Genomic DNA, 19,131 nt, shown 5'->3' with positions numbered 1-19,131 from the left:
TTTCACTCTCTGGAACAACGCCATGAACTACCAACCGCCAAAGCAACTGCAAGCCGCCATCCTCGACTGGGCAGGCACCGTCGTGGATTTCGGCTCCTTCGCGCCGACCCAGATCTTCGTCGAAGCCTTCGCCGAATTCGGCATCCAGGTCAGCCTTGAAGAAGCCCGCGGCCCGATGGGCATGGGCAAGTGGGACCATATCCGCACCTTGTGCGATAACCCGGCCATCGCCGAGCGCTACGAGGCCGCTTTCGGCCATCGGCCGACCGACGAGGACGTAACCGCCATTTACGAGCGCTTCATGCCGTTGCAGATTGAGAAAATCGCCGACCACTCGGCACTGATTCCGGGCGCGCTGGAAGCCATCGACCAGTTGCGCCGGCAAGGGCTGAAAATCGGCTCCTGCTCGGGTTACCCGGCGGTGGTGATGGAAAAAGTGGTGGCCCTGGCGCTGGGCAACGGCTATGTCGCCGACCATGTAGTGGCCACCGATGAAGTCCCCAACGGCCGCCCCTGGCCCGCGCAGGCTTTGGCCAACGTCATCGCCCTGGGCATCAGCGACGTGGCGGCCTGCGTCAAGGTGGACGACACCTGGCCGGGCATCCTCGAGGGTCGCAGCGCTGGCATGTGGACCGTGGCCCTGAGCTGTTCGGGCAACGCCCTTGGCCTGACGTACGAGCAGTACAAGGCGCTGCCCGAGGCGCAACTGGAACAGGAGCGCCTGAGGATCGATCAACTGTTCGAGGGCTCGCGCCCCCATTACCTGATCGACACCATCGCTGAACTGCCGGCGGTGATCGCCGAAATCAACGCACGCCTGGCACGCGGCGAGATGCCGCAGAATGGCTGACCCGCGTGGCCCGCTCCTTATTGTTCTGAATCAAGCCCGCCGCTGATTTTTAACCTATGACCCGGCAATAGTCGCGTTCAGTACCATAATGCCATTAGCTTGTAGCCATCACGCCGACACGGACGCTCAACAGCCGTGTCGGCGCGATGGTCAACCGAATGCACAAGGTATTGGGCCTGGGTGTCCAGGTCAGCTCCCCAAGGCGGGTGAAATGAAACGCTCCACAATCATGCGACGTGGTCTGTTCCTGAGTTTTCTGGCAGTCGTTGTTCCCTTTGCGCTCAGCGGAGCCGTCGGTTGGTTCTTGACCATTCATTCGGCCCAGACCCGGCTCACCACCCTCGCCCAGATCGCCTCCGAACGGGCGAACACCACGTTCGAGCAGGCCTCGCAAGCCCTCAAGAGCATCGCCCTCACCGACCTGCCGCCGTGCTCCCCCGAGGGCATCGACCAGATGCGCATGCTGGCGATGAACACCTTTTCCGTGGAGTCCGTGGGCTACGAGGAAGATGTCTTCGCGTGTACGTCATGGGGCGCGACACGGCCCAAATCGAAAGCCTGGCCCGAAGACTTCACCACCGATGACGGGGTCAAGGTTTCCATCGATGTGCAGTCCGACAGCGATCTGGTCAAACCGATGCTGGCCTTGCAGTACGCCGCGTTCAATGTGCTGGTCGACCCCGAACAATTCCGCGAAGTGGCGCTCGACGAAGGGATCCGGGTGGCCGTAGGCACCAAACAAGGCCGCGTGCTGGGGCCGACCCATCCCAATACCGCGCATTTTCTGGCGCTGGTCCACGCGGGGCCGACCCACGGGCTCAAGGATGGTTTTCTTTACACCCTCGTGCCCCAGCACAACTTTACCGTTGTCGCCGCGATTCCCCGCCAGCACCTGCTGGCCAGCCTGTGGGAACACCAGTTGTATCTTCTGCCGCTCGGGGCCATCGTTGCGGCCTGGCTGCTGACGCTGGTCCTGCGCGCCTGGCGGCGCACGTTGTCTCCCCTTGCTGCGCTGGAGCGCGCGGTGCGCCGGCGTGAATTCATCGTTTACTACCAACCCATCATCGAACTCGACAGCCAACGCTGTATCGGCGCCGAAGCGTTGATCCGGTGGCGCAAGCCCAACGGCGATATGGTCCCGCCGGACCTGTTCATTCCCCTTGCCGAAAGCAGCGGGCTCATCCTGCCCATCACCGATCAGGTCATTGAAAGCATCCTCAACGACCTCGGCGCGCTGCTGGTTGCCGACCGCTCGCTGCATATCGCGATAAACCTCGCGGCGGCGGATGTGTGTTCCGGGCGTTTCCTGCCGCTCCTCCAGCGTGAAATCGCCCGCGCCAATGTGCTTCCCGGGCAGATCTGGCTGGAAGTGACAGAGCGCAGCTTTATCGACCCCGACTCCGCCAAAAAGACCATCGAGCACGCCCGGCAGGCGGGCTTCGTGGTGGCGCTGGATGACTTCGGGACGGGCTACTCAAGCTTGCAGTACCTGCAACGGCTGTCCCTGGATGTGCTGAAGATCGACCGGTCATTCGTCGACAAGATCGGCAAGCAGGACGTCAAGGCCAACCTGGTTTCCCATGTCATCGACATGGGGCTGGCGTTGCAACTGACATTGGTCGCCGAAGGCGTGGAAACGCCGGAGCAACTCGATTACCTGCGGGCGAACCATGTCAAATACGCCCAAGGCTGGCTGTTCGCCAAAGCAATGGAATGTGGCCAGTTCACGCAGTTGTACCAACAGTCAGCCTTCGCCCAGCTTCCAACGCCGGTCAACGTAGTTGATTGATCAGTACACCCTGGATCTCGGCAACCACCTGCATCGTTGCCTCTTCGACGGTGCCTTCATTACGGCACAGCACCCAACCGTGATCCGCGACTGCGCGCTCGAAGGCCTGGGTACAGGCGATATGTTCTTCCAGCTTGTGGATCAGCGTACTGCCCAGCCCGCGCGAGCGTGCCGCGGCCCTGGCCCATGAAACGTCCGGGGCGGTGACAACCCCGACATGCAGGTCTGGCACCTGCACATTTCGATCGAGGTTCAACTGGAGGATGTCCGCAAACGGGACCAGCCGGCGAAACGCCGCATCAGACGGATACCAGCGATCCATCAGGATGATGCTGTCCCGTGGTTGCTCAGGCAGCACGTGCCGGGAAATCCAGGCCCGGCTATCGGCAAAGCGCTCGCAAACTTTTAACTCCAGATCGCGACCGGGATTTCTGACGAGCTGGTTAACCAGTGCCATTGTCTCGCCCCGGTAGGGGTCGCTTTTCTTCTCGCACAGCCGGATCACCTTCTTGTTGTCGGCCCTCAATACTTTCGTGACGGCCTCCAGCAGTGTGGTTTTTCCGGTGCCCTTGGGGCCATCGAGAGAGACAAACAGCGGACGATTCATGCTTTAAACAACGATTGGTAAGGGTGGGACTTCCTACCAGTAAAACGGGCGGTCCGCCAGCAATAAGATTCCCTGCCGGCGGCGCCTTGGGTCTATGGCCCTTCAGAACAGCCCGGACGTCGGCGGTGGCGTCCCGCTCAATTGCCAGGCGCCCACCACGGCCGCTTTCCATTGTCGCGGGTTGTGGTTGGCGACGGTACGGGCGTTGCGCCAATGCCGGTCCAGGTTGTGCGTCCGTCCTGTGGTGGACGCGCCGCCCACATCAAAGATCAACTCCGCGGCTTTCAATGCCGACTCGGCAGCAATGTACTGCGCCTGGGCAACATCCACGGCAGCCTGATCCACCACCCGCGTATCCAGCCCGCTGGCCCACGCCCGGTCGATCGTTTCAGCCGCCCGCAGGACCACCGCCTCGGCAGTAAATGCGCGGGCCGACACTTCTCCCACACTGAACTGCACATACGGATCGTCCACCGAACGGCTGGCCGAGCTGTGTTTGATCGGACGCGCGTGCTGGTTGGTGAAGTTCACCGCGTCATTCAGCGCATTGCGCGCAATACCCGCCTGAACCGCGGCCAGGAACAATTGCAGGAACGGCGTGACGATCGTTCGCTTGCCTTCTTCGACGATCCGCGTGCAGATCTCATCGCGATGGACCACCACCCCGCGCAGGTGCGTGGTGCCGCTGGCCGTCAGGCGCTGCCCCATCGCATCGAAGTCGTCGAGCAATTCCAGGCCCTGGCGGTCGCTGGGAATGATGAAGGTCACCGGCTGTTCATTGTCATCCAGTGCCATCGCACTGACCCAGTCGGCATACAGCGCGCCGGTGCTGTAGAACTTGCTGCCGGTCGCTCGGTAGTGGTCGCCTTCGGCAACGATCCTTGCGCTGATCGTGCCGCTGGCGCCGCCCACTTCCCAGCCAGCATTACCGATCACGGCGCCTTGCAGATAGCGGGCGAACCAGCGCTCGCGCTCGGCCTCGGCGCCGTCGGCGTTGGAGGCCAGCAGCCCTTCGAGGAATCCGAAGCCCGGACGCAGCGCCTGCGCCACGTTGGAGTCGACCGAGGCGATGCGGATCAGCAAGGCGATCACGTCTTTCACCGATGCGCCGGCACCACCGTGGCTGGCCGGAATACGTGCGGTAAACAGACCGGCCTTGGCGAGCTGGGCCACGGCCTCGTAAGGCAGTTGCCGGTCGCGTTCACGCTGCGAAGCACCGGCGCCGATCACGGGCAGCAGTTGATCGATACGGGCGTTGAGCTGCTCCAGGGTGACGGTCGGAGGTACGGCGGACACGCTGTTCATGACAGTTCCTTGTTCAAGGTCTCGCGTAAAGAGTGGGTGCGCGGGTTCATGGCGCAGGGTTCGGAATCTGCTGGTGAATCACCTGGATCTGCACCTTTATCTCGTCACTCAGCGTGGCCTCCAGCGCACCGAGGTTTTCTCTGAGCTGGGCCAGGCTGGTTTGCCCGGTCAGCGCGCTGGCGACGAAGGGCTTGTCGATGACAAAAGCCAGCGCCAGTTGCGCCGGCGTCAGCCCGTGCTGCCGGGCGATGTCCACATAGCCGGCAATGGCCTCCTGCGCCGAGCGGCTGTCATAGCGGTTGAACGACCGGTACACCGCCGATAGCCGCGAGCCTTCGGGGCGAGCGCCATTGAGGTATTTGCCGGTCAACGCACCGAAGGCCAGCGGCGAATACGCCAGCAGGCTTACGCCTTCACGGTCACTGAACTCGGACAAACCACCCTCGAACAGTCGGTTGAGCAGGCTGTAGGGGTTCTGCACGCTGACAATGCGCGGCAGCCCCAGCCGCTCGCTCTGCTTGAGGAACTCAGCGACGCCCCACGGCGTCTCGTTGGAGACACCGATGTGCCGGACCTTGCCGGCGCGGACCTGCTCTGCCAGCACACTGAGGGTTTCTTCGATGGCAATACTCTCGGCATCGCCCTGGTACACGTACTCGCGCTGGCCGAAGGTGGTGGTTTTACGGTCGGGCCAGTGCAACTGGTACACATCCAGATAGTCCGTGCGCAAACGCTCAAGGCTGCCGTCCAGGGCTTCGACGATGTTGCGCCGGTCATGCCGGCTCAAGCCGCCGCGGATATGTTGCTGGCTCTGAAGCCCGCCGGCCGGGCCGCTGACTTTGCTGGCCAGCACCACCTCGGCACGCCGTCCGCTGGCGGCCAGCCAGTTGCCGATATAACGCTCGGTGGTTCGCCAGGTCTCGGCGCTGGTCGGCGTCGGGTACATCTCGGCGGTGTCGATCAGGTTGATGCCTTCGGCGAGTGCCAGTTCGATTTGCTGGTGCGCGTCGCGTTCGCTGTTCTGATGCCCCCAGGTCAAGGTGCCCAGCCCGAGAACACTCACGTCGATGCCGCTGCGGCCCAATTGGCGATAACGCATGCTGAATCCTTGTCGCCGGTGCTCAGGAGCGCGGGCGGTACTGGTTGACGGGGAACGGCAGGCCAAGGTGCTCGCGCAACGTGCTGCCGGTGTATTCATGACGGAACAGCCCGCGCTTGCGCAGCAGCGGCACGACCTCATCGACAAACGCCTCGACACCGGACGGGAACATGTCCGGCATGATGTTGAAGCCATCGGCGGCATGGGTCAGGAACCACTCGGCGAGCGTATCGGCCACCTGCTCGGGCGTGCCGACCACCAGGCGATGGCCCACCAGGATGCGCCGGGAAAGCTGGCGAACGCTGAGGTTCTCCTGGCGGGCCAGGTTCAGTTGCGCTTCGAGGAAGCCTTGCGAGCCGCGCTCGAAGTCCGCCACCGCACCGATGCGGTCCCACGGCAGCGGCGCATCCGGGTCGAGTTCGCTGGCCGGGATGCCGAACCGACCCGCCACCAGATCGAGCAAGCCGTGCTCGCCATGCCAGGCATTAAGGTCGTCGAAACGTGCCTGGGCCTCGGCTTCGGTGCTGCCGATCACGGTGGACAGCCCCGGCATGATCTTCAGGTGCTCGGGGTTGCGTCCCCAACGCACCGCCCGCTCCTTCATTTCCCGGTAAAACTGCTGGCCGGCGTCGAGTGTCGTCTGGGTGGTGAAGATCGCATCGGCATAGCGTGAACCGAGGGCCTTGCCGCCCTCCGACGAGCCCGCCTGTACCAGCACCGGCCGGCCCTGGGCCGAGCGCGGCACGTTCAGCGGCCCTTTGACCGAGAAATGCTGACCGACGAAATCAATGGCATGGACCTTTCGCGGGTCGGCGAATTGCCCGGTGCGGGCATCGCCGATGATCGCGTCGTCTTCCCAGCTATCCCACAGCTTCAGGGTGACGTCGATGAACTCGTCGGCCCGCGCATAACGGTTGACGTGCAGCGGCGCGCCGCCCAAGCCGAAGTTTTGCGCGGCATCGTCGCTGGCGTTGGTCACCGCGTTCCATGCCGCCCGGCCGCGACTGACATGATCCAGCGACGCAAAACGTCGCGCGATGTTGTACGGCTCGTTGTAGGTGGTCGAGGCCGTGGCGATCACGCCGATACGCTGGGTGGCCGCGGCGACTGCGGTCAGCACGATGGCCGGGTCCAGGTGGCCGACCGGCTGGTTGGACACGTCGCCCGCCAGGGCTGACCAGTCGGCGAGAAACACCGCGTCGAGACAGCCACGCTCGGACAGCCGCGCGATGTGCTGGTAATGCTCGATATCCAGGTGAGCCGTGGCGGCGAGTTCGGCTTTACGCCAGGCACCCAGGTGCGCGCCGAAACCCAGCATGTTCATGCCCAGGCTCATCTGGCCACTACGTTGGTTGCCCCGGTTTGCGCTACTCATACCGCGCTCGCCTCGTCGCGGGCGCCGGTAGTATCGGCGGCTTGCTGGGCAAGCCAGGCGGCATCCGGGGTGACGCCATTCAGGTAATAGTTGCCCAGCACCCGCTCGCGGTAGATCGCCGGGTTATGCGAGGCCAGCGTGCGGGCATTGCGCCAGTGACGGTCGAAACGCCGGGTTTCACTGGTGGCGGAAGCACCGCCGACTTCGAACAGCAAGGTCGTGGCTTCCAGCACCTGGCCCAGGACGATTTGCTGAACCTGGAAGGTGCGAACTTCCGCTTCGGTGTAATGGTGTTCCTCGGCGTAACCGCCCTGCTCCGCCTCGTACACCTCCTGGACAATCCCGGCGACTGCCAGCACCTGGGTTTCGGCCGAATAGGCCAGGCTTGAAAGACGCCCGATAACCCGCTGCACCAGCGGATCGTCCTTGGGGCTGGCATGTCCCGGGAAGCCGAACGCTCGGGTGCGGCCCTTGACGAACTCGGTGGCATCGCGCAGCACCGCATTGGCGATCCCGGCCAGGGCTGCAAGGTGGAACAACTGATAGAACGCGGTGAGGTACGACTCGGCGCGAACCTCGTCTTTCTTGAAGCGGCGGATGATGTGCTGTTCCGGCACCGCTACCGCGGCAAACCGCGTGGTGCCGCTGCCGGTGAGGCGCTGGCCGAAACCGTCCCAGTCATCCACTACCGATACACCTTGGGCATCGGTCGGCACCGCGACGCTGACAAAGTCCTCGCCCTCCAGCGCGACGGCGGCGATCCAGTCCGCGTACAGGGTTCCCGTGCAGTAATACTTCTCGCCATCCAGTTGCCAGCCGGCCGTTGCCGATCCCGCACTGACAGGGCTGAGCGCAACCGAATTGCCGGTGGTGCTGCTGCGCTCAGCCATGGCAGCGCCCCAGAGCTGACCATCGGCCACCTTGGACAACCAATAGTCCTGCGATGCCGGGTCACGGCTGGACAACCGCCCCTCCACGAAACCGAAATGCGCCCGGAAGATCTGCGGCAGGTTGGAGTCCGCTTCTGCGAGTTGAATCAACAGGCGAAAAAGCTGCGGCAGGGTCGCACCCAGTCCGCCTTGTGCGACCGGTACCCGCAGGGCGCCGAAACGGGCTTCACGCAACCACTTGACCGGCTCAAAGGCGAGCTCACGCCGCTGCTCGCGGGCAACGGCGGTGTCGGCAATGCGGGCGAACACGTCGGCAAAGCGCTGATGCAAGTCTGCGTAGGTCGGGTCGGGAGAAAGTGTCGAACTCATTGTTTTTTCCTGGTGGGTTCATGTGCCAAGCCGCCCTCACTGGCGACTCAATGCAATACAGCGAATGATGCTGCGCAACCACAAAGTTCAGCGGTTACTACTGGGAGAGGGACAGTTCGATGATGTATTTGAAAAAATCGGAATCACGATCAACTTTATTTTGAAATCACCGTTACCGCGTCAGAAAGCAGATTGCAATCAACATGCCACGCCGGAAAAACATGTGCCCACTATTAGACCAGCGCTTACGCTATAAACAAGGAAAGCTATTTCTTTAAAAACACTCCCGGACAATAAATCATTACGCCCGGATTGAGGCACTAACGCACTGCTCGACCCTACACGCCTGTCGTTGCACCAACACTTTGTTGCTCAAGTGTTGGCCCCTGAACAGTGAAATTGAAGTTGCGGATGGCTTATAACTAAAAAACTTTTTCTATGCGATCAGGTTAGTTGATTTTGTTTGCGTTAGTGAATTTAATCCCGGAGTCAACTTTTGTATTCGCGAACTAACCCACCCGTTACCCCGGAATTCCAGCATGACACTTCCAATGGCCGCGCTACCCGAACCGCTTGTCCGGGTACGTGGCCTGAGTAAAACCTTTGCGGCAAACCACGCGCTCGATCAGGTTGATCTACAGATTCTTCCTGGCGAAGTTGTCGCGTTACTGGGCGCCAATGGCGCCGGCAAATCCACCCTGGTCAAGATTCTCGCCGGCAGCCAGCCCCATGACGCCGGCGAACTCTGGGTGCAGGGCCGCTTGCAGCGCTTTGCCTCGCCGCTCGCTGCCCGCAGGGTGGGGATCGTTGCGGTGCACCAGCACGTCAATGACGGTATTGCCCCGGGCTTGAGCGTCGCGGAAAACCTGGTGCTGGACGAGCTGTGCCTGCCGCAGGCGCGCTGGTGGGTCAGCCGCAAGCGCCTGGCCGCGCGGGCCGCTGTCATCGCCGCCGGACTGGAGCTGGACCTGCCGTTGCACGCGCCCATCGAGCGTCTCGGCCAGGCCGAACGCCAGCTTGTGATCCTGGCCAGGGCCCTCGCCTTGCAGCCACGATTATTGATTCTCGACGAACCCACCGCGGCGCTCTCGGACACCGAAGCGCAGCGCCTGTTTGCCCTGATCGACCGGCTGCGCGAACGCGGCGTGGCGATTCTGTACATCTCCCATCGGCTGTCCGACTTGCAGCGTGTTGCCCAACGCCTGGTGGTCCTGCGCGACGGCCGGCTGGCCGGCGAGTTCGCCGCGGCGCAACTACCTGACGCGATTCAGGCCATGCTCGGCGAAGCGATCGACACCCGGCCTTTCGTTCCAAGGGCGCCGGGTCGCGAGGTGCTGAGCCTGCGCGGCGCTCGCGTTGCGGCGCACACCGCGCCCTTTGATCTGACCCTGCATGAACATCAGGTGGTTGCCATCACCGGGCTGCTCGGCGCGGGCAAAAGCGAAATCGCCGAGCTGCTGTTCGGCCTGCGCCGCCCGGCGAGCGGCACGCTGCATCTGGACGGTGTCGCCTGGAACCCGGAGTCGCCACGCCAAGCGGTTCGTTGCGGGGTGTTCTACGCCGCAGAAGACCGGGCGAACGGCTCGCTGGTCCCCGGCTTTTCAGTGCGCAAGACCCTGACCCTGCCTTTCCTGGAGCGCTTCACCCGCGCCGGATTTATCAACGCCCGCGCCGAAGCCGCATCGGTCGAGGAGCACGTGACGGCGCTGGGAATCAAGACCGCTGGCATCGACCTGCCGATGGAGGCGCTGTCCGGCGGCAACCAGCAGAAGGTCATCCTCGGTCGCTGGCTGCTGGGCGGCGCCCGCGTGCTGATCCTCGACGAGCCCTTCCAGGGCGTCGATGTCCGCGCCCGCCGCGATATCGGCCAACTGTTGCGTGAAAGCGCCGAAGGCCGCGCGACGCTGGTGATCTGCGCCGATATCGACGAAGCCCTGGACATCGCCGACCACATTCTGGTGGTGCGCAACTTTGCGGTGGTCGCGCAGTACCCCCGCGCCGAGCTGTCGCGCGCGGCGCTGGTGGCGCAGTTGGCCCGCAGCGAAGTTGAAGCACCGCCGGTTGTTGCATCCCCTACATCGCCAAGGAGTACCGCGAGTGTCTGATTCGCTTTCCCCGTCGCCCAGCGCGCCGGCCCCGTGCCAGCGTGGGCTGGACATACTGATCCGCTACGGCCTGCTGCTGGTGCTGGCGGTGATCGTCATTGTGTTCAGCGTCGCCGAGCCCGCGTTCATGCGGGTGAACAACCTGTTCCTGATCCTGCAGTCGGTGTCGATCGTCGCCTTGCTGGCCCTCGGCGTGACCTTGACCATGGCCGTCGGCGGCCTGGACTTGTCCATCGGAGCCGTTGCCGCCATGAGCCTGATGATCGCCAGCTATGTGATGGTGGTGCTGGAGTGGGACGCGCTGTCTGCCATCGTCATCAGCCTCGCGGGCGGCGCCTTGGTCGGTCTGCTGAACGGCTGGTTGATCGTCAAACTGCGCATCCCCGACATCCTGGCGACCTTGGGCAGCATGTTTCTGATTATCGGCGTGCAACTGATCCCCACCGGCGGACGCTCGATCGCCGTGGGCATGACCCTGCCCAATGGCCGCGAAACCGAGGGTGAATTCAGCGCGCTGTTTCTCGCCATCGGGCGTGGCCGGCTGTGGGATACCGTGCCGATTCCGGTACTGATCACCGCGCTGGTGGCGCTTGCCGTCTGGCTGTTTCTGGAGCGCACGCGGATCGGGCGGTTGTTCTACGCCATCGGCGGCAACGAACAGGCCGCGCGCCTGGCCGGCGCGCCGGTGCAGCGCTACAAATTGCTGGCCTACGTGCTGTCGGCCCTGCTGGCGTCCGCAGGCGGACTGTTGCTGGCCGCCCGCCTCGGACGCGGTGATGTCAGTTCCGGCAACGGCCTGGTGCTCGACGCCCTGGGGGCCGCGCTGATCGGTTTTGCCGTACTCGGCGCGAAGAAGCCCAACGCCTTCGGCACCCTCGCCGGCGCCTTGCTGGTGGCCACGTTGCTCAATGGCCTGAGCATGCTCAACGCGCCTTATTACGCTCAGGATTTCGTCAAGGGCCTGGTCCTGGTACTGGCCCTGATCTTCACCTTCGGCCTGGCCCATCGGGCGCGCTGAAACCGCACTTCATCTACTCGCAAGGACCCTGTATGCGCCCATTGTTCAAAGACGTTGCCCGTTACCTGTCCGGGGCATTGCTCGCCGGCCTCGCCTGGCAGGCGGCGGCGCTGCCGGGCGCGCCCGCGCCGTTCGACCAGGGCAAGGTGCAGATCGCGCTGGTCGGCTACCTGTTTTCCGGGGATTTTCCCGAAGCCTACCTGCAAGGGGTCGAGAAACAGGCGGCGTCGCTGGGCGTGAACCTGAGGGTCTTCGATGCCCGGCAACAAGCCTCGCGCCAACGGGAATTGATCGAGCAGGCGATCGATCTCGGGGTCGATGGGATCATCGTGCAACTGGGGCTGCCCGAAACCCTCGGCGACGCGGTCGACAAGGCCATCGCCAAGGGCATCAAGGTCGTGGCGTTCGACGTTGACCTGAACAATCCCAAGGTCACCCAGATCGAGCAGGACCACCATGCGCTGGCCCGCCTGGCGCTGGACAAAGCCATCGCGGACAACGGCTCGACCTTCAATGCCGGCTACGTCTACATCAGCGGTTTCACCCCGATGGAGCGTCGCGACGAGGTCTGGCGCCAGGTCAAACAGGACAATCCCGGCGTGGTGGAAAAAGCCCGCTTCGGCACGCTCAACCCACCGATTGCCAACTCGGTGGCCGACCAGGCCAGCGCCGTGCTGCGGGCCAACCCGGACATCAGCGTGATCTTCGCGCCCTTCGACGAGTTCGCCAAAGGCGCGAAGATCGCCGTGGACGAAGCGGGATTGGGGTCGCAGGTGAAAATCTACAGCGCCGATATTTCCACGGCCGACATCCAGATCATGAAAGAGCCCGGCAGTGCCTGGGTCGCTACCGCCGCCGTCAATCCGCAGGTGGCCGGCGCGGTCAGCGTGCGCAGCCTGGCCATGCTGATTGCCGGTGAAAATCCCGGGCCACGCCTGCTGGTGCCGCCAACATTGATTACCCGTCAGCAGTTATTGGACCTGGATGTAAAGAACGTTCGTGACCTGGCAAAGAAACTGCCGGCGTTTGGCGACGTCGGGGGCATTGCCCATCCCTCGTGGATACCCAAGGACAACTAATAAACGCGTTATCGAGCAAACCAAACCCCGCAAACTTGCAACGTTCAACTTGAAAGTCCTGTTGCACTACCGACACTACTGTTGCCTGCGCGACAGTATGTGTTGAAGGCCGGTCATTATTAGTTGCGGGTTCTAATTAGTGCGGAAAACGTTCTTTGGCATATACCCCGTATTTAGGTAACGTTTTAATCCTCAACCTTACGCGGCACCTGATTGCCTTTGCGTGTGCCTGCGCAGGTGTTGCGTAACTGTTGTAAAGCCCCGCCGAATCATAAGTTCAAATCAATAATACAAAGTGCAACACCGTGTCCGGCTATCGACAGCGTTAACGTTGCGCGCCATGACGGCCCTCGCACTAATACAAGGAGCTGTTTCATGCATCACCGCCTTTCAATGCTCGCTGTCGCTGTCGTGTCGGCATTGACTCAAATGAACGTTCAGGCCGATGAATCCACGGGGGCCGTGGATGATACGAAACGGCTGGATACCGTGCTGGTGACCGGTACGCGTGGCACTGCGCGTACCGTGCTCGATTCCCCCGTGCCGGTGGATGTGCTGACCGCACAAGACCTCAAGGCCACCGGTGCCAGCAACGGCGAGCTGGGCCAGGCCCTGCAGACCTTGCTGCCGTCGTTCAGCATGCCGCGCCAGTCGAACTCCGGCGGCGCCGACCACATACGGGCCGCGCAACTGCGTGGCATGAGCCCCGACCAGGTGCTGGTGCTGGTCAACGGCAAGCGCCGTCACACCTCGGCGCTGGTCAGCGATTCATCGAAAACCGGTCGCGGCACCGCGCCGGTCGACTTCAACTCCATTCCCATCAGCGCGATCAAGCGCATCGAAGTGCTGCGCGACGGCGCCGGCGCGCAATATGGCTCCGACGCCATCGCCGGGGTGATCAACATCATTCTCGATGACGCACCGGAAGGCGGCGAAATCTCCAGCACCTATGGCGCCTACCACACCCACCAGGACGCCATCGACAAAACCACCACCGATGGCCAGAACACCATCACCACGGCGAAGATCGGCACCCGCCTGGGCGAGGATGGCGGCTTCATTCGCGGCGGCGCCGAATACAAAGACCGCAACCCGACCGAGCGCGCCGGCTTCGACGGCTTCGCCGACACGCCGGGCCAGATCAACTACGCCAAGGGCGACGGGTCGGCGCGGGACGTCAACCTGTGGTTCAACGGCGCGCTGCCGATCGGCGAGGCCAAGGCGTATTCCTTCGGTACGTTCAACGAACGCCACACCACCGGCGCGCAGTTCTACCGCTACCCCTATGAGCAACCGCAGTTCTATCCCAATGGCTACCTTCCCCAGTCCCTCGGCACCAACAAGGACCTCTCCGCCACCGCAGGGATCAAAGGCCTGATCGGTGAAGACTGGGACTTCGACAGCAGCATCACCCACGGCCGCAACCACTTTGATTCAGCCGCGCGGCGCACCCTCAACGTCAGTCTCGGCGCGGACTCGCCCACCCGCTTCGACACCGGCCAATACGAGCTGCGCCAGACCACGGCCAACTTCGACTTCAGCCGTGAACTGCGTATCGCCAACCGCCCCTTCGTTTTCGCCGCGGGCGCCGAATACCGCTACGAGAACTACCTGACCACCGCGGGCGACGCGGCGTCCTACACCGGCAGCGGCGCGGACGGCGCCAACGGCCTGCGTCCTGATGAAGAGGCCGATCTGGACCGCAATGTGTTCGGCACCTATGCCGAGCTTTCCGCCGACCTGACCGACCGCCTGTTCGTCGATGCCGCCACGCGCTGGGAACGCTACGACGATGCCGGCAGCAAACTGACCGGCAAGCTCAGCGGGCGTTATCGCCTCACTGAAAACTGGGCATTGCGCGGCGCGGTGTCGAACAACTTCCGCGCGCCGTCGCTGGCGCAGGTCGGTTTCCAGCACACCACCAGCAACTTCGGCGAAGGTGGCACGCTCACCGATGTGCAGGTGCTCTCGGTCAATGATCCGATCGCCCAGGCATTGGGCGCTCAAGCGCTGGTCCCGGAAACCTCGAAGAACTTCAGCCTGGGCCTGACCGCGCAGTTGAGCGAGCGTTTCGATGCGTCGCTGGACATCTTCCATATCGCCGTGAAAGACCGCATCACCTTGTCCCAGCGCATCGGCAGCGACGCCCTCGAACAGTTCATCAACAACCAGTTTGGCGTGGCGGGCGTGCACGACGTCAACTTCTTCACCAACGCCGCCGACACCCGCACCAACGGCGCGGAACTGGTGCTCAACTATCACCAGCCGCTGTTCGAGGGGGAACTGGGCATCACCAGTGCCTACACCTACAACGACACCAAGGTCGTCAAAACCAAGGGCACCCCGTCGCAACTCACCGCCCTGGGCATTGGCAACGATGCGCTGGTGGGTGTCGAGGAGCGCAACACCCTGACCGACGCCGCGCCCAAGGACCGCTTCATCCTCTCGGCCAACTGGGCCAGCCAGCACTGGGGACTGCTCGGCCGCCTGACCCGCCATGGCAAGACCACCCGAGTGTTCGACTTCGGCGACTCGCAGCCCCAGCAGACCTACGGCACCGACTGGCAACTGGATGCGGAAGTGCAATACAAGTTCACCCCGACCTTCGATGTCACCGTGGGCGCCAACAACCTCACCGACCAATACCCGGAGCGCTCCAACAACGACATCAACTACGGCGGAAACTTGCCCCATGACGTACTGTCGCCGCTGGGTAGCAACGGCGCGTATTACTACGCGAAGGTGACATACGGTTTCTAGAATGGGTATCCGCGCCGCTCGCCCCTACATTTTTGCCACGGTGCATTACACCCCCTTGTAGGAGCGAGCTTGCTCGCGAAGCGCCGCATAAGCGGCGCTCGCTCTTGAGAACCCAGAAAAACTATCGACTAATATCCGGCAACTTCAATCAAAATGAAATCTGCGCAGGCTGCGACACCTTCAGCACAGAAAGATCGCCAGTAACGCGCTTCCACGCAAGGCGAATAGCCTCGATGCGTTCGGCATTCTGCGCATTGTCTTCATGCAACTTCACAATCACCTTGGTCAACAGCCGCTCAGGTTCCTTCGCGCCTTGGTCACGCCATTGCCCATAGGCATCCAGAACACTGAAACCCGCAGGAAAGCGCGGCGTCACTTCAGTATCGAGAAAGGCCTGCCACTGCGCGGGACTGATGACCTCCTGGGCTCCGCCCCCGACTCGCCCCAGCGAGAAATACAACTCCGTGCGCAACCACTTCGCCTCTGCCGGCCGGGTCGGGTCACCTTGCAGGGTGGAACTGGCGGGATCCTTGGTATGGACGGAAGGGAGTGGCGCGCTGGCACAACCCGTCAATGCAATTAAAACCGAGGCCAGCACAATGCGTTGAAACATGAAACTTCCTTATTGAAATTTAATGGCAACACACTATAGAGGCGGCACTTGGCGGTTCAAAATAACTAATTCAAAGGTAACTAGATTGCCTTGTTCGCTACAAACTTTGGCGCAACTTGCAAATATTCAAATTCAGTTAATGGGCCTATTTCGCCAATGGTCACCAGGTGCTTTGAGATCGAGCGCCGCTTGCGCGGCGCATCGCCGGCAAGCCGGCTCCCACAAGGGTTGCAGCGCGCCTGTGGGAGTTGGCTTGCCAACGATCAGTTGCCCCAGCCAACCACGCCCTTGATTTCAAGGAAGTCGTGGATGCCCCAGCCCGCGTACTCACGGCCGTTGCCCGACTGCTTGTAACCACCGAACGGGGCAAAAGTGTCCCAGTTCGGGTAATTCAGGTACACCGACCCGGCGCGCATGCGCCCCGCCACGCGGCGAGCATGTTCGCTATCGGTCGACTGCACGTAGGCCGCCAGGCCGTAGACGGTGTCGTTGGCGATTTCGATGGCCTGCTCTTCGTTTTCGTAGGGAATGATCGACAGCACGGGGCCGAAGATTTCTTCGCGAGCAATGGTCATCTGCGGCGTTACGTTGCCGAACACGGTGGGCCGCACGTAGTAACCCTTTTCCAGGCCCTCGGGACGACCAATGCCACCCGCCACCAGGGTTGCGCCTTCGTCGATGCCGGTGGCGATCAGGCCCTGAATCTTCGCGAACTGCGCCTCACTGATGACCGGGCCGAGGTTGGTACTGGCCTCCAGCGGGCTGCCGGTCACCAGTTGCTCAGCGGTCTGCCGGGCAATTTCCAGGGCGCGGGCATGTTGCGAGGCCGGCACCAGCATGCGGGTCGGCGCATCGCACGATTGCCCGGAGTTGGAGAAGCAGCCCTGAACGCCCTTGGCCACCGCCACGTCGAAATCGGCATCTTCAAGCAGGATGTTCGCCGACTTGCCGCCCAGTTCCTGGGCCACGCGCTTGACCGTGTCGGCCGCCGCCTTGGCGACGCTGATGCCGGCGCGGGTCGAGCCGGTGAACGACACCATGTCGACCTTCGGGTGGCTCGCCAGGTGCTGGCCGACGTCAGGCCCGGTGCCGTTGAGCAGGTTGAACACCCCGGCCGGAACGCCCGCCTCATGCAGGATCTCGGCGAAGATGATCCCGGTCAGCGGCGCGATTTCGCTGGGCTTGAGCACCACGGTGCAACCGGCGGCGATGGCCGGCGCGACCTTGCAGACGATCTGGTTCAGCGGCCAGTTCCAGGGGGTGATCAGGGCGCACACGCCAATCGCTTCGCGGACCACGCGGGTGCTGCCATGGGACTCGCTGAACGTGAAGTTTTCCAGGGCGCTGATGGTCGATTCCAGGTGCGCGCGGCCGCTCCAGATCTGCGCGTCACGGGCGAAATGCAGCGGCGCGCCCATCTCCTGGCTCACGGCCTTGACCAGGTCTTCGTAGCGCAGGTTGTAAACCCGCAGGATCTCCTTGAGCAGTGCCAGACGTTCGCCGACGCTGGTCACCGAAAACGCCGGAAAGGCCTTGGCCGCGGCGCTGACCGCGTCGTCGACGTCCGCCGCATTGCCCACGGCAATGGTGGTGAAGGCCTGTTCGGTGGACGGGTCGATGACCTCCAGGGTGTTGCCGGAGCGGGCATCGGTCCATTGGCCGTCGATGTAGAACTTGAGCGCATTGTTCATGGTTTTTCTCGTTTGGCTGGGACGCCGGGTGAGGACAGCGCCCTCACCCGGGTGAATGGGTGCTAACTCAACCGTTGCTGGGGAACGCGAACTGCGCCGCCTCATGGCTGGCGCGGCGTGGCCAGCGCTGGGTGATGGCCTTCTTGCGGGTGTAGAAACGCACGCCGTCCGGGCCGTAGGCGTGCAGGTCGCCGAACAGCGAACGCTTCCAGCCGCCGAAGCTGTGGTAGCTCACCGGCACCGGCAACGGCACGTTGACACCGACCATGCCGACTTCGATTTCATCGCAGAACAGCCGCGCCGCTTCACCGTCGCGGGTGAAGATGCAGGTGCCGTTGCCGTACTCGTGATCGTTGATCAGTTGCATGGCCTCTTCCAGGCTGCCGACACGGACGACGCACAGCACCGGGCCGAAGATTTCGTCGGTGTAGATGCTCATGTCCGCACTGACCCGGTCAAACAGCGTGCCGCCGACGAAGAAGCCGTTTTCATTGCCTTGCACCACCAGGTCGCGACCGTCCACCAGCAGGCTCGCACCCTGGGCGACGCCGGCGTCGATGTAGCCCTTGACCTTGTCCCGCGCCGCGCCGGTCACCAGCGGGCCCATGTCCAGGCCCGTGGAGGTGCCGGCGCCGATTTTCAGGGCGCGCACTTCGGGCACCAGGCGGGTCACCAGCGCGTCGGCGATGGCGTCGCCGACACACACCGCCACCGACAGCGCCATGCAGCGTTCGCCGCACGAGCCATAGGCCGCGCCCATCAAAGCACCAACGGCATTGTCCAGGTCGGCATCGGGCATCAGCACCGCGTGGTTCTTCGCCCCGCCCAGCGCCTGCACGCGTTTGCCGCGCTTTGTGCCTTCGCTGTAGATGTACTCGGCAATCGGCGTGGAGCCGACAAAACTCAGGGCTTTGACGTGCGGCGACTGGATCAGGCCGTCCACCGCTTCCTTGTCGCCATGCACCACGCTCATCACGCCCTTGGGCAGGCCGGCCTCGATCAGCAGTTCGGCGATGTACAGGGTGGAACTCGGGTCACGCTCGGACGGTTTGAGGATGAAGCAGTTACCGCAGACGATCGCCAGCGGGTACATCCACAGCGGCACCATGGCCGGGAAGTTGAACGGCGTGATGCCCGCCACCACGCCCACCGGCTGCAGGTCGGTCCAGGCATCGATATGCGGCCCGACGTTGCGGCTGTAGTCGCCTTTGAGCAGTTCCGGCGCGCCACAGGCGAACTCGACGTTTTCGATACCGCGCTTGAGTTCGCCGGCGGCGTCTTCGAGGGTCTTGCCGTGTTCCTCGCTGATCAGTTGCGAGATCTTCGCTTCGTTCTGCTCCAGCAGTTGCTTGAAGCGGAACATCACCTGCGCGCGCTTGGCCGGTGGCGTATTGCGCCAGGCCGGGAACGCGGCACGGGCGACGTCGATCGCCTGCTGCAGGGTGGCGCTGTCGGCCAGCGCCACTTGCCGGACCACGGCGCCGGTGGACGGGTTGTAGACATCCGCGGTGCGACCCGTGCCCTGCACGCGTGCGCCGTTGATCAGATGGGGAACGATACTGCTCATTGAAAACTCTCCAG

The 19,131-nt window shown here is 63.1% G+C and carries 14 protein-coding genes; 6 read left to right on the top strand and 8 right to left on the bottom strand.

What is annotated here, in order from left to right; genetic code table 11:
• Positions 1–22 precede the first annotated feature (22 nt).
• Positions 23–850 carry a phosphonoacetaldehyde hydrolase gene (phnX, locus tag NTD88_RS07055; RefSeq protein ID WP_262156250.1) on the top strand — a complete coding sequence of 276 codons (828 nt, stop codon included), beginning with the start codon at positions 23–25 and terminating at the stop codon, positions 848–850.
• 304 nt (positions 851–1,154) lie between these two features.
• Positions 1,155–2,639, top strand: a complete 1,485-nt coding sequence (locus tag NTD88_RS07050; protein WP_262156249.1) for an EAL domain-containing protein — start codon at positions 1,155–1,157, stop codon at positions 2,637–2,639.
• Here NTD88_RS07050 and NTD88_RS07045 read toward each other — a convergent pair.
• The 5 genes from NTD88_RS07045 to NTD88_RS07025 form a co-directional block, all read right to left on the bottom strand.
• Positions 2,623–3,246: a dTMP kinase gene (locus NTD88_RS07045; protein WP_262156248.1), complete on the bottom strand. Its 624-nt coding sequence runs from the start codon at positions 3,244–3,246 to the stop codon at positions 2,623–2,625. The genes NTD88_RS07050 and NTD88_RS07045 overlap by 17 nt on opposite strands.
• Before the next feature lie 102 nt (positions 3,247–3,348).
• Positions 3,349–4,551 (bottom strand): acyl-CoA dehydrogenase family protein, encoded by a 1,203-nt coding sequence (locus NTD88_RS07040; protein WP_262156247.1) that lies wholly within the window; start codon positions 4,549–4,551, stop codon positions 3,349–3,351.
• Between the two features lie 46 nt (positions 4,552–4,597).
• Positions 4,598–5,650 (bottom strand): NADP(H)-dependent aldo-keto reductase, encoded by a 1,053-nt coding sequence (locus tag NTD88_RS07035; RefSeq protein ID WP_262156246.1) that lies wholly within the window; start codon positions 5,648–5,650, stop codon positions 4,598–4,600.
• A 22-nt stretch (positions 5,651–5,672) separates the two neighbouring features.
• Positions 5,673–7,025 (bottom strand): LLM class flavin-dependent oxidoreductase, encoded by a 1,353-nt coding sequence (locus NTD88_RS07030; RefSeq protein ID WP_262156245.1) that lies wholly within the window; start codon positions 7,023–7,025, stop codon positions 5,673–5,675.
• Positions 7,022–8,284 carry an acyl-CoA dehydrogenase gene (locus NTD88_RS07025; protein WP_262156244.1) on the bottom strand — a complete coding sequence of 421 codons (1,263 nt, stop codon included), beginning with the start codon at positions 8,282–8,284 and terminating at the stop codon, positions 7,022–7,024. The genes NTD88_RS07030 and NTD88_RS07025 overlap by 4 nt, the downstream gene beginning before the upstream one ends.
• Before the next feature lie 539 nt (positions 8,285–8,823).
• Here NTD88_RS07025 and NTD88_RS07020 point away from each other — a divergent pair.
• The 4 genes from NTD88_RS07020 (at position 8,824) to NTD88_RS07005 (ending at position 15,246) form a co-directional block, all read left to right on the top strand.
• Positions 8,824–10,389, top strand: a complete 1,566-nt coding sequence (locus tag NTD88_RS07020) for a sugar ABC transporter ATP-binding protein (RefSeq protein ID WP_262156243.1) — start codon at positions 8,824–8,826, stop codon at positions 10,387–10,389.
• A complete protein-coding gene (locus NTD88_RS07015; protein ID WP_410017264.1) occupies positions 10,382–11,407 on the top strand; it encodes an ABC transporter permease in 1,026 nt (341 codons plus the stop codon). Before NTD88_RS07020 ends, NTD88_RS07015 begins: the two co-directional genes overlap by 8 nt.
• A 32-nt stretch (positions 11,408–11,439) precedes the next feature.
• On the top strand, positions 11,440–12,486 hold the full coding sequence (locus NTD88_RS07010) for a substrate-binding domain-containing protein (RefSeq protein ID WP_262156242.1): 1,047 nt from the start codon (positions 11,440–11,442) through the stop codon (positions 12,484–12,486).
• A 375-nt stretch (positions 12,487–12,861) separates the two neighbouring features.
• Positions 12,862–15,246 carry a TonB-dependent receptor plug domain-containing protein gene (locus NTD88_RS07005; RefSeq protein WP_262156241.1) on the top strand — a complete coding sequence of 795 codons (2,385 nt, stop codon included), beginning with the start codon at positions 12,862–12,864 and terminating at the stop codon, positions 15,244–15,246.
• 148 nt (positions 15,247–15,394) lie between these two features.
• On the opposite strand, the gene NTD88_RS07000 is transcribed toward NTD88_RS07005, so the two are convergent.
• The 3 genes from NTD88_RS07000 to NTD88_RS06990 all read right to left on the bottom strand — a co-directional run bounded on the left by NTD88_RS07000 (position 15,395) and on the right by NTD88_RS06990 (position 19,117).
• The gene (locus NTD88_RS07000; RefSeq protein WP_262127858.1) at positions 15,395–15,859 is read right to left on the bottom strand and encodes a DUF3574 domain-containing protein; all 465 of its coding nucleotides are present in this window, start codon (positions 15,857–15,859) and stop codon (positions 15,395–15,397) included.
• Positions 15,860–16,122: 263 nt separating this feature from the next.
• Positions 16,123–17,550: an aldehyde dehydrogenase family protein gene (locus tag NTD88_RS06995; RefSeq protein ID WP_262156240.1), complete on the bottom strand. Its 1,428-nt coding sequence runs from the start codon at positions 17,548–17,550 to the stop codon at positions 16,123–16,125.
• Positions 17,551–17,617: 67 nt separating this feature from the next.
• The gene (locus NTD88_RS06990; RefSeq protein WP_262156239.1) at positions 17,618–19,117 is read right to left on the bottom strand and encodes a CoA-acylating methylmalonate-semialdehyde dehydrogenase; all 1,500 of its coding nucleotides are present in this window, start codon (positions 19,115–19,117) and stop codon (positions 17,618–17,620) included.
• Between the last annotated feature and the right edge of the window lie 14 nt (positions 19,118–19,131).

The sequence above is a fragment of the Pseudomonas sp. 20P_3.2_Bac5 genome (assembly GCF_025466035.1).
Lineage (GTDB): Bacteria > Pseudomonadota > Gammaproteobacteria > Pseudomonadales > Pseudomonadaceae > Aquipseudomonas.
Note: the sequence above shows the minus strand (reverse complement) of the source record. Positions and strands in the feature narration are given on the sequence as shown.

Coding starts and splice junctions, on each gene's coding strand:
- phnX (WP_262156250.1), top strand. CDS start 23: ATGAACTACCAACCGCCAAAGCAACTGCAAGCCGCCATCCTCGACTGG.
- NTD88_RS07045 (WP_262156248.1), bottom strand. CDS start 3,246: ATGAATCGTCCGCTGTTTGTCTCTCTCGATGGCCCCAAGGGCACCGGA.
- NTD88_RS07040 (WP_262156247.1), bottom strand. CDS start 4,551: ATGAACAGCGTGTCCGCCGTACCTCCGACCGTCACCCTGGAGCAGCTC.
- NTD88_RS07035 (WP_262156246.1), bottom strand. CDS start 5,650: ATGCGTTATCGCCAATTGGGCCGCAGCGGCATCGACGTGAGTGTTCTC.
- NTD88_RS07030 (WP_262156245.1), bottom strand. CDS start 7,025: ATGAGTAGCGCAAACCGGGGCAACCAACGTAGTGGCCAGATGAGCCTG.
- NTD88_RS07025 (WP_262156244.1), bottom strand. CDS start 8,284: ATGAGTTCGACACTTTCTCCCGACCCGACCTACGCAGACTTGCATCAG.
- NTD88_RS07020 (WP_262156243.1), top strand. CDS start 8,824: ATGACACTTCCAATGGCCGCGCTACCCGAACCGCTTGTCCGGGTACGT.
- NTD88_RS07010 (WP_262156242.1), top strand. CDS start 11,440: ATGCGCCCATTGTTCAAAGACGTTGCCCGTTACCTGTCCGGGGCATTG.
- NTD88_RS07005 (WP_262156241.1), top strand. CDS start 12,862: ATGCATCACCGCCTTTCAATGCTCGCTGTCGCTGTCGTGTCGGCATTG.
- NTD88_RS07000 (WP_262127858.1), bottom strand. CDS start 15,859: ATGTTTCAACGCATTGTGCTGGCCTCGGTTTTAATTGCATTGACGGGT.
- NTD88_RS06995 (WP_262156240.1), bottom strand. CDS start 17,550: ATGAACAATGCGCTCAAGTTCTACATCGACGGCCAATGGACCGATGCC.
- NTD88_RS06990 (WP_262156239.1), bottom strand. CDS start 19,117: ATGAGCAGTATCGTTCCCCATCTGATCAACGGCGCACGCGTGCAGGGC.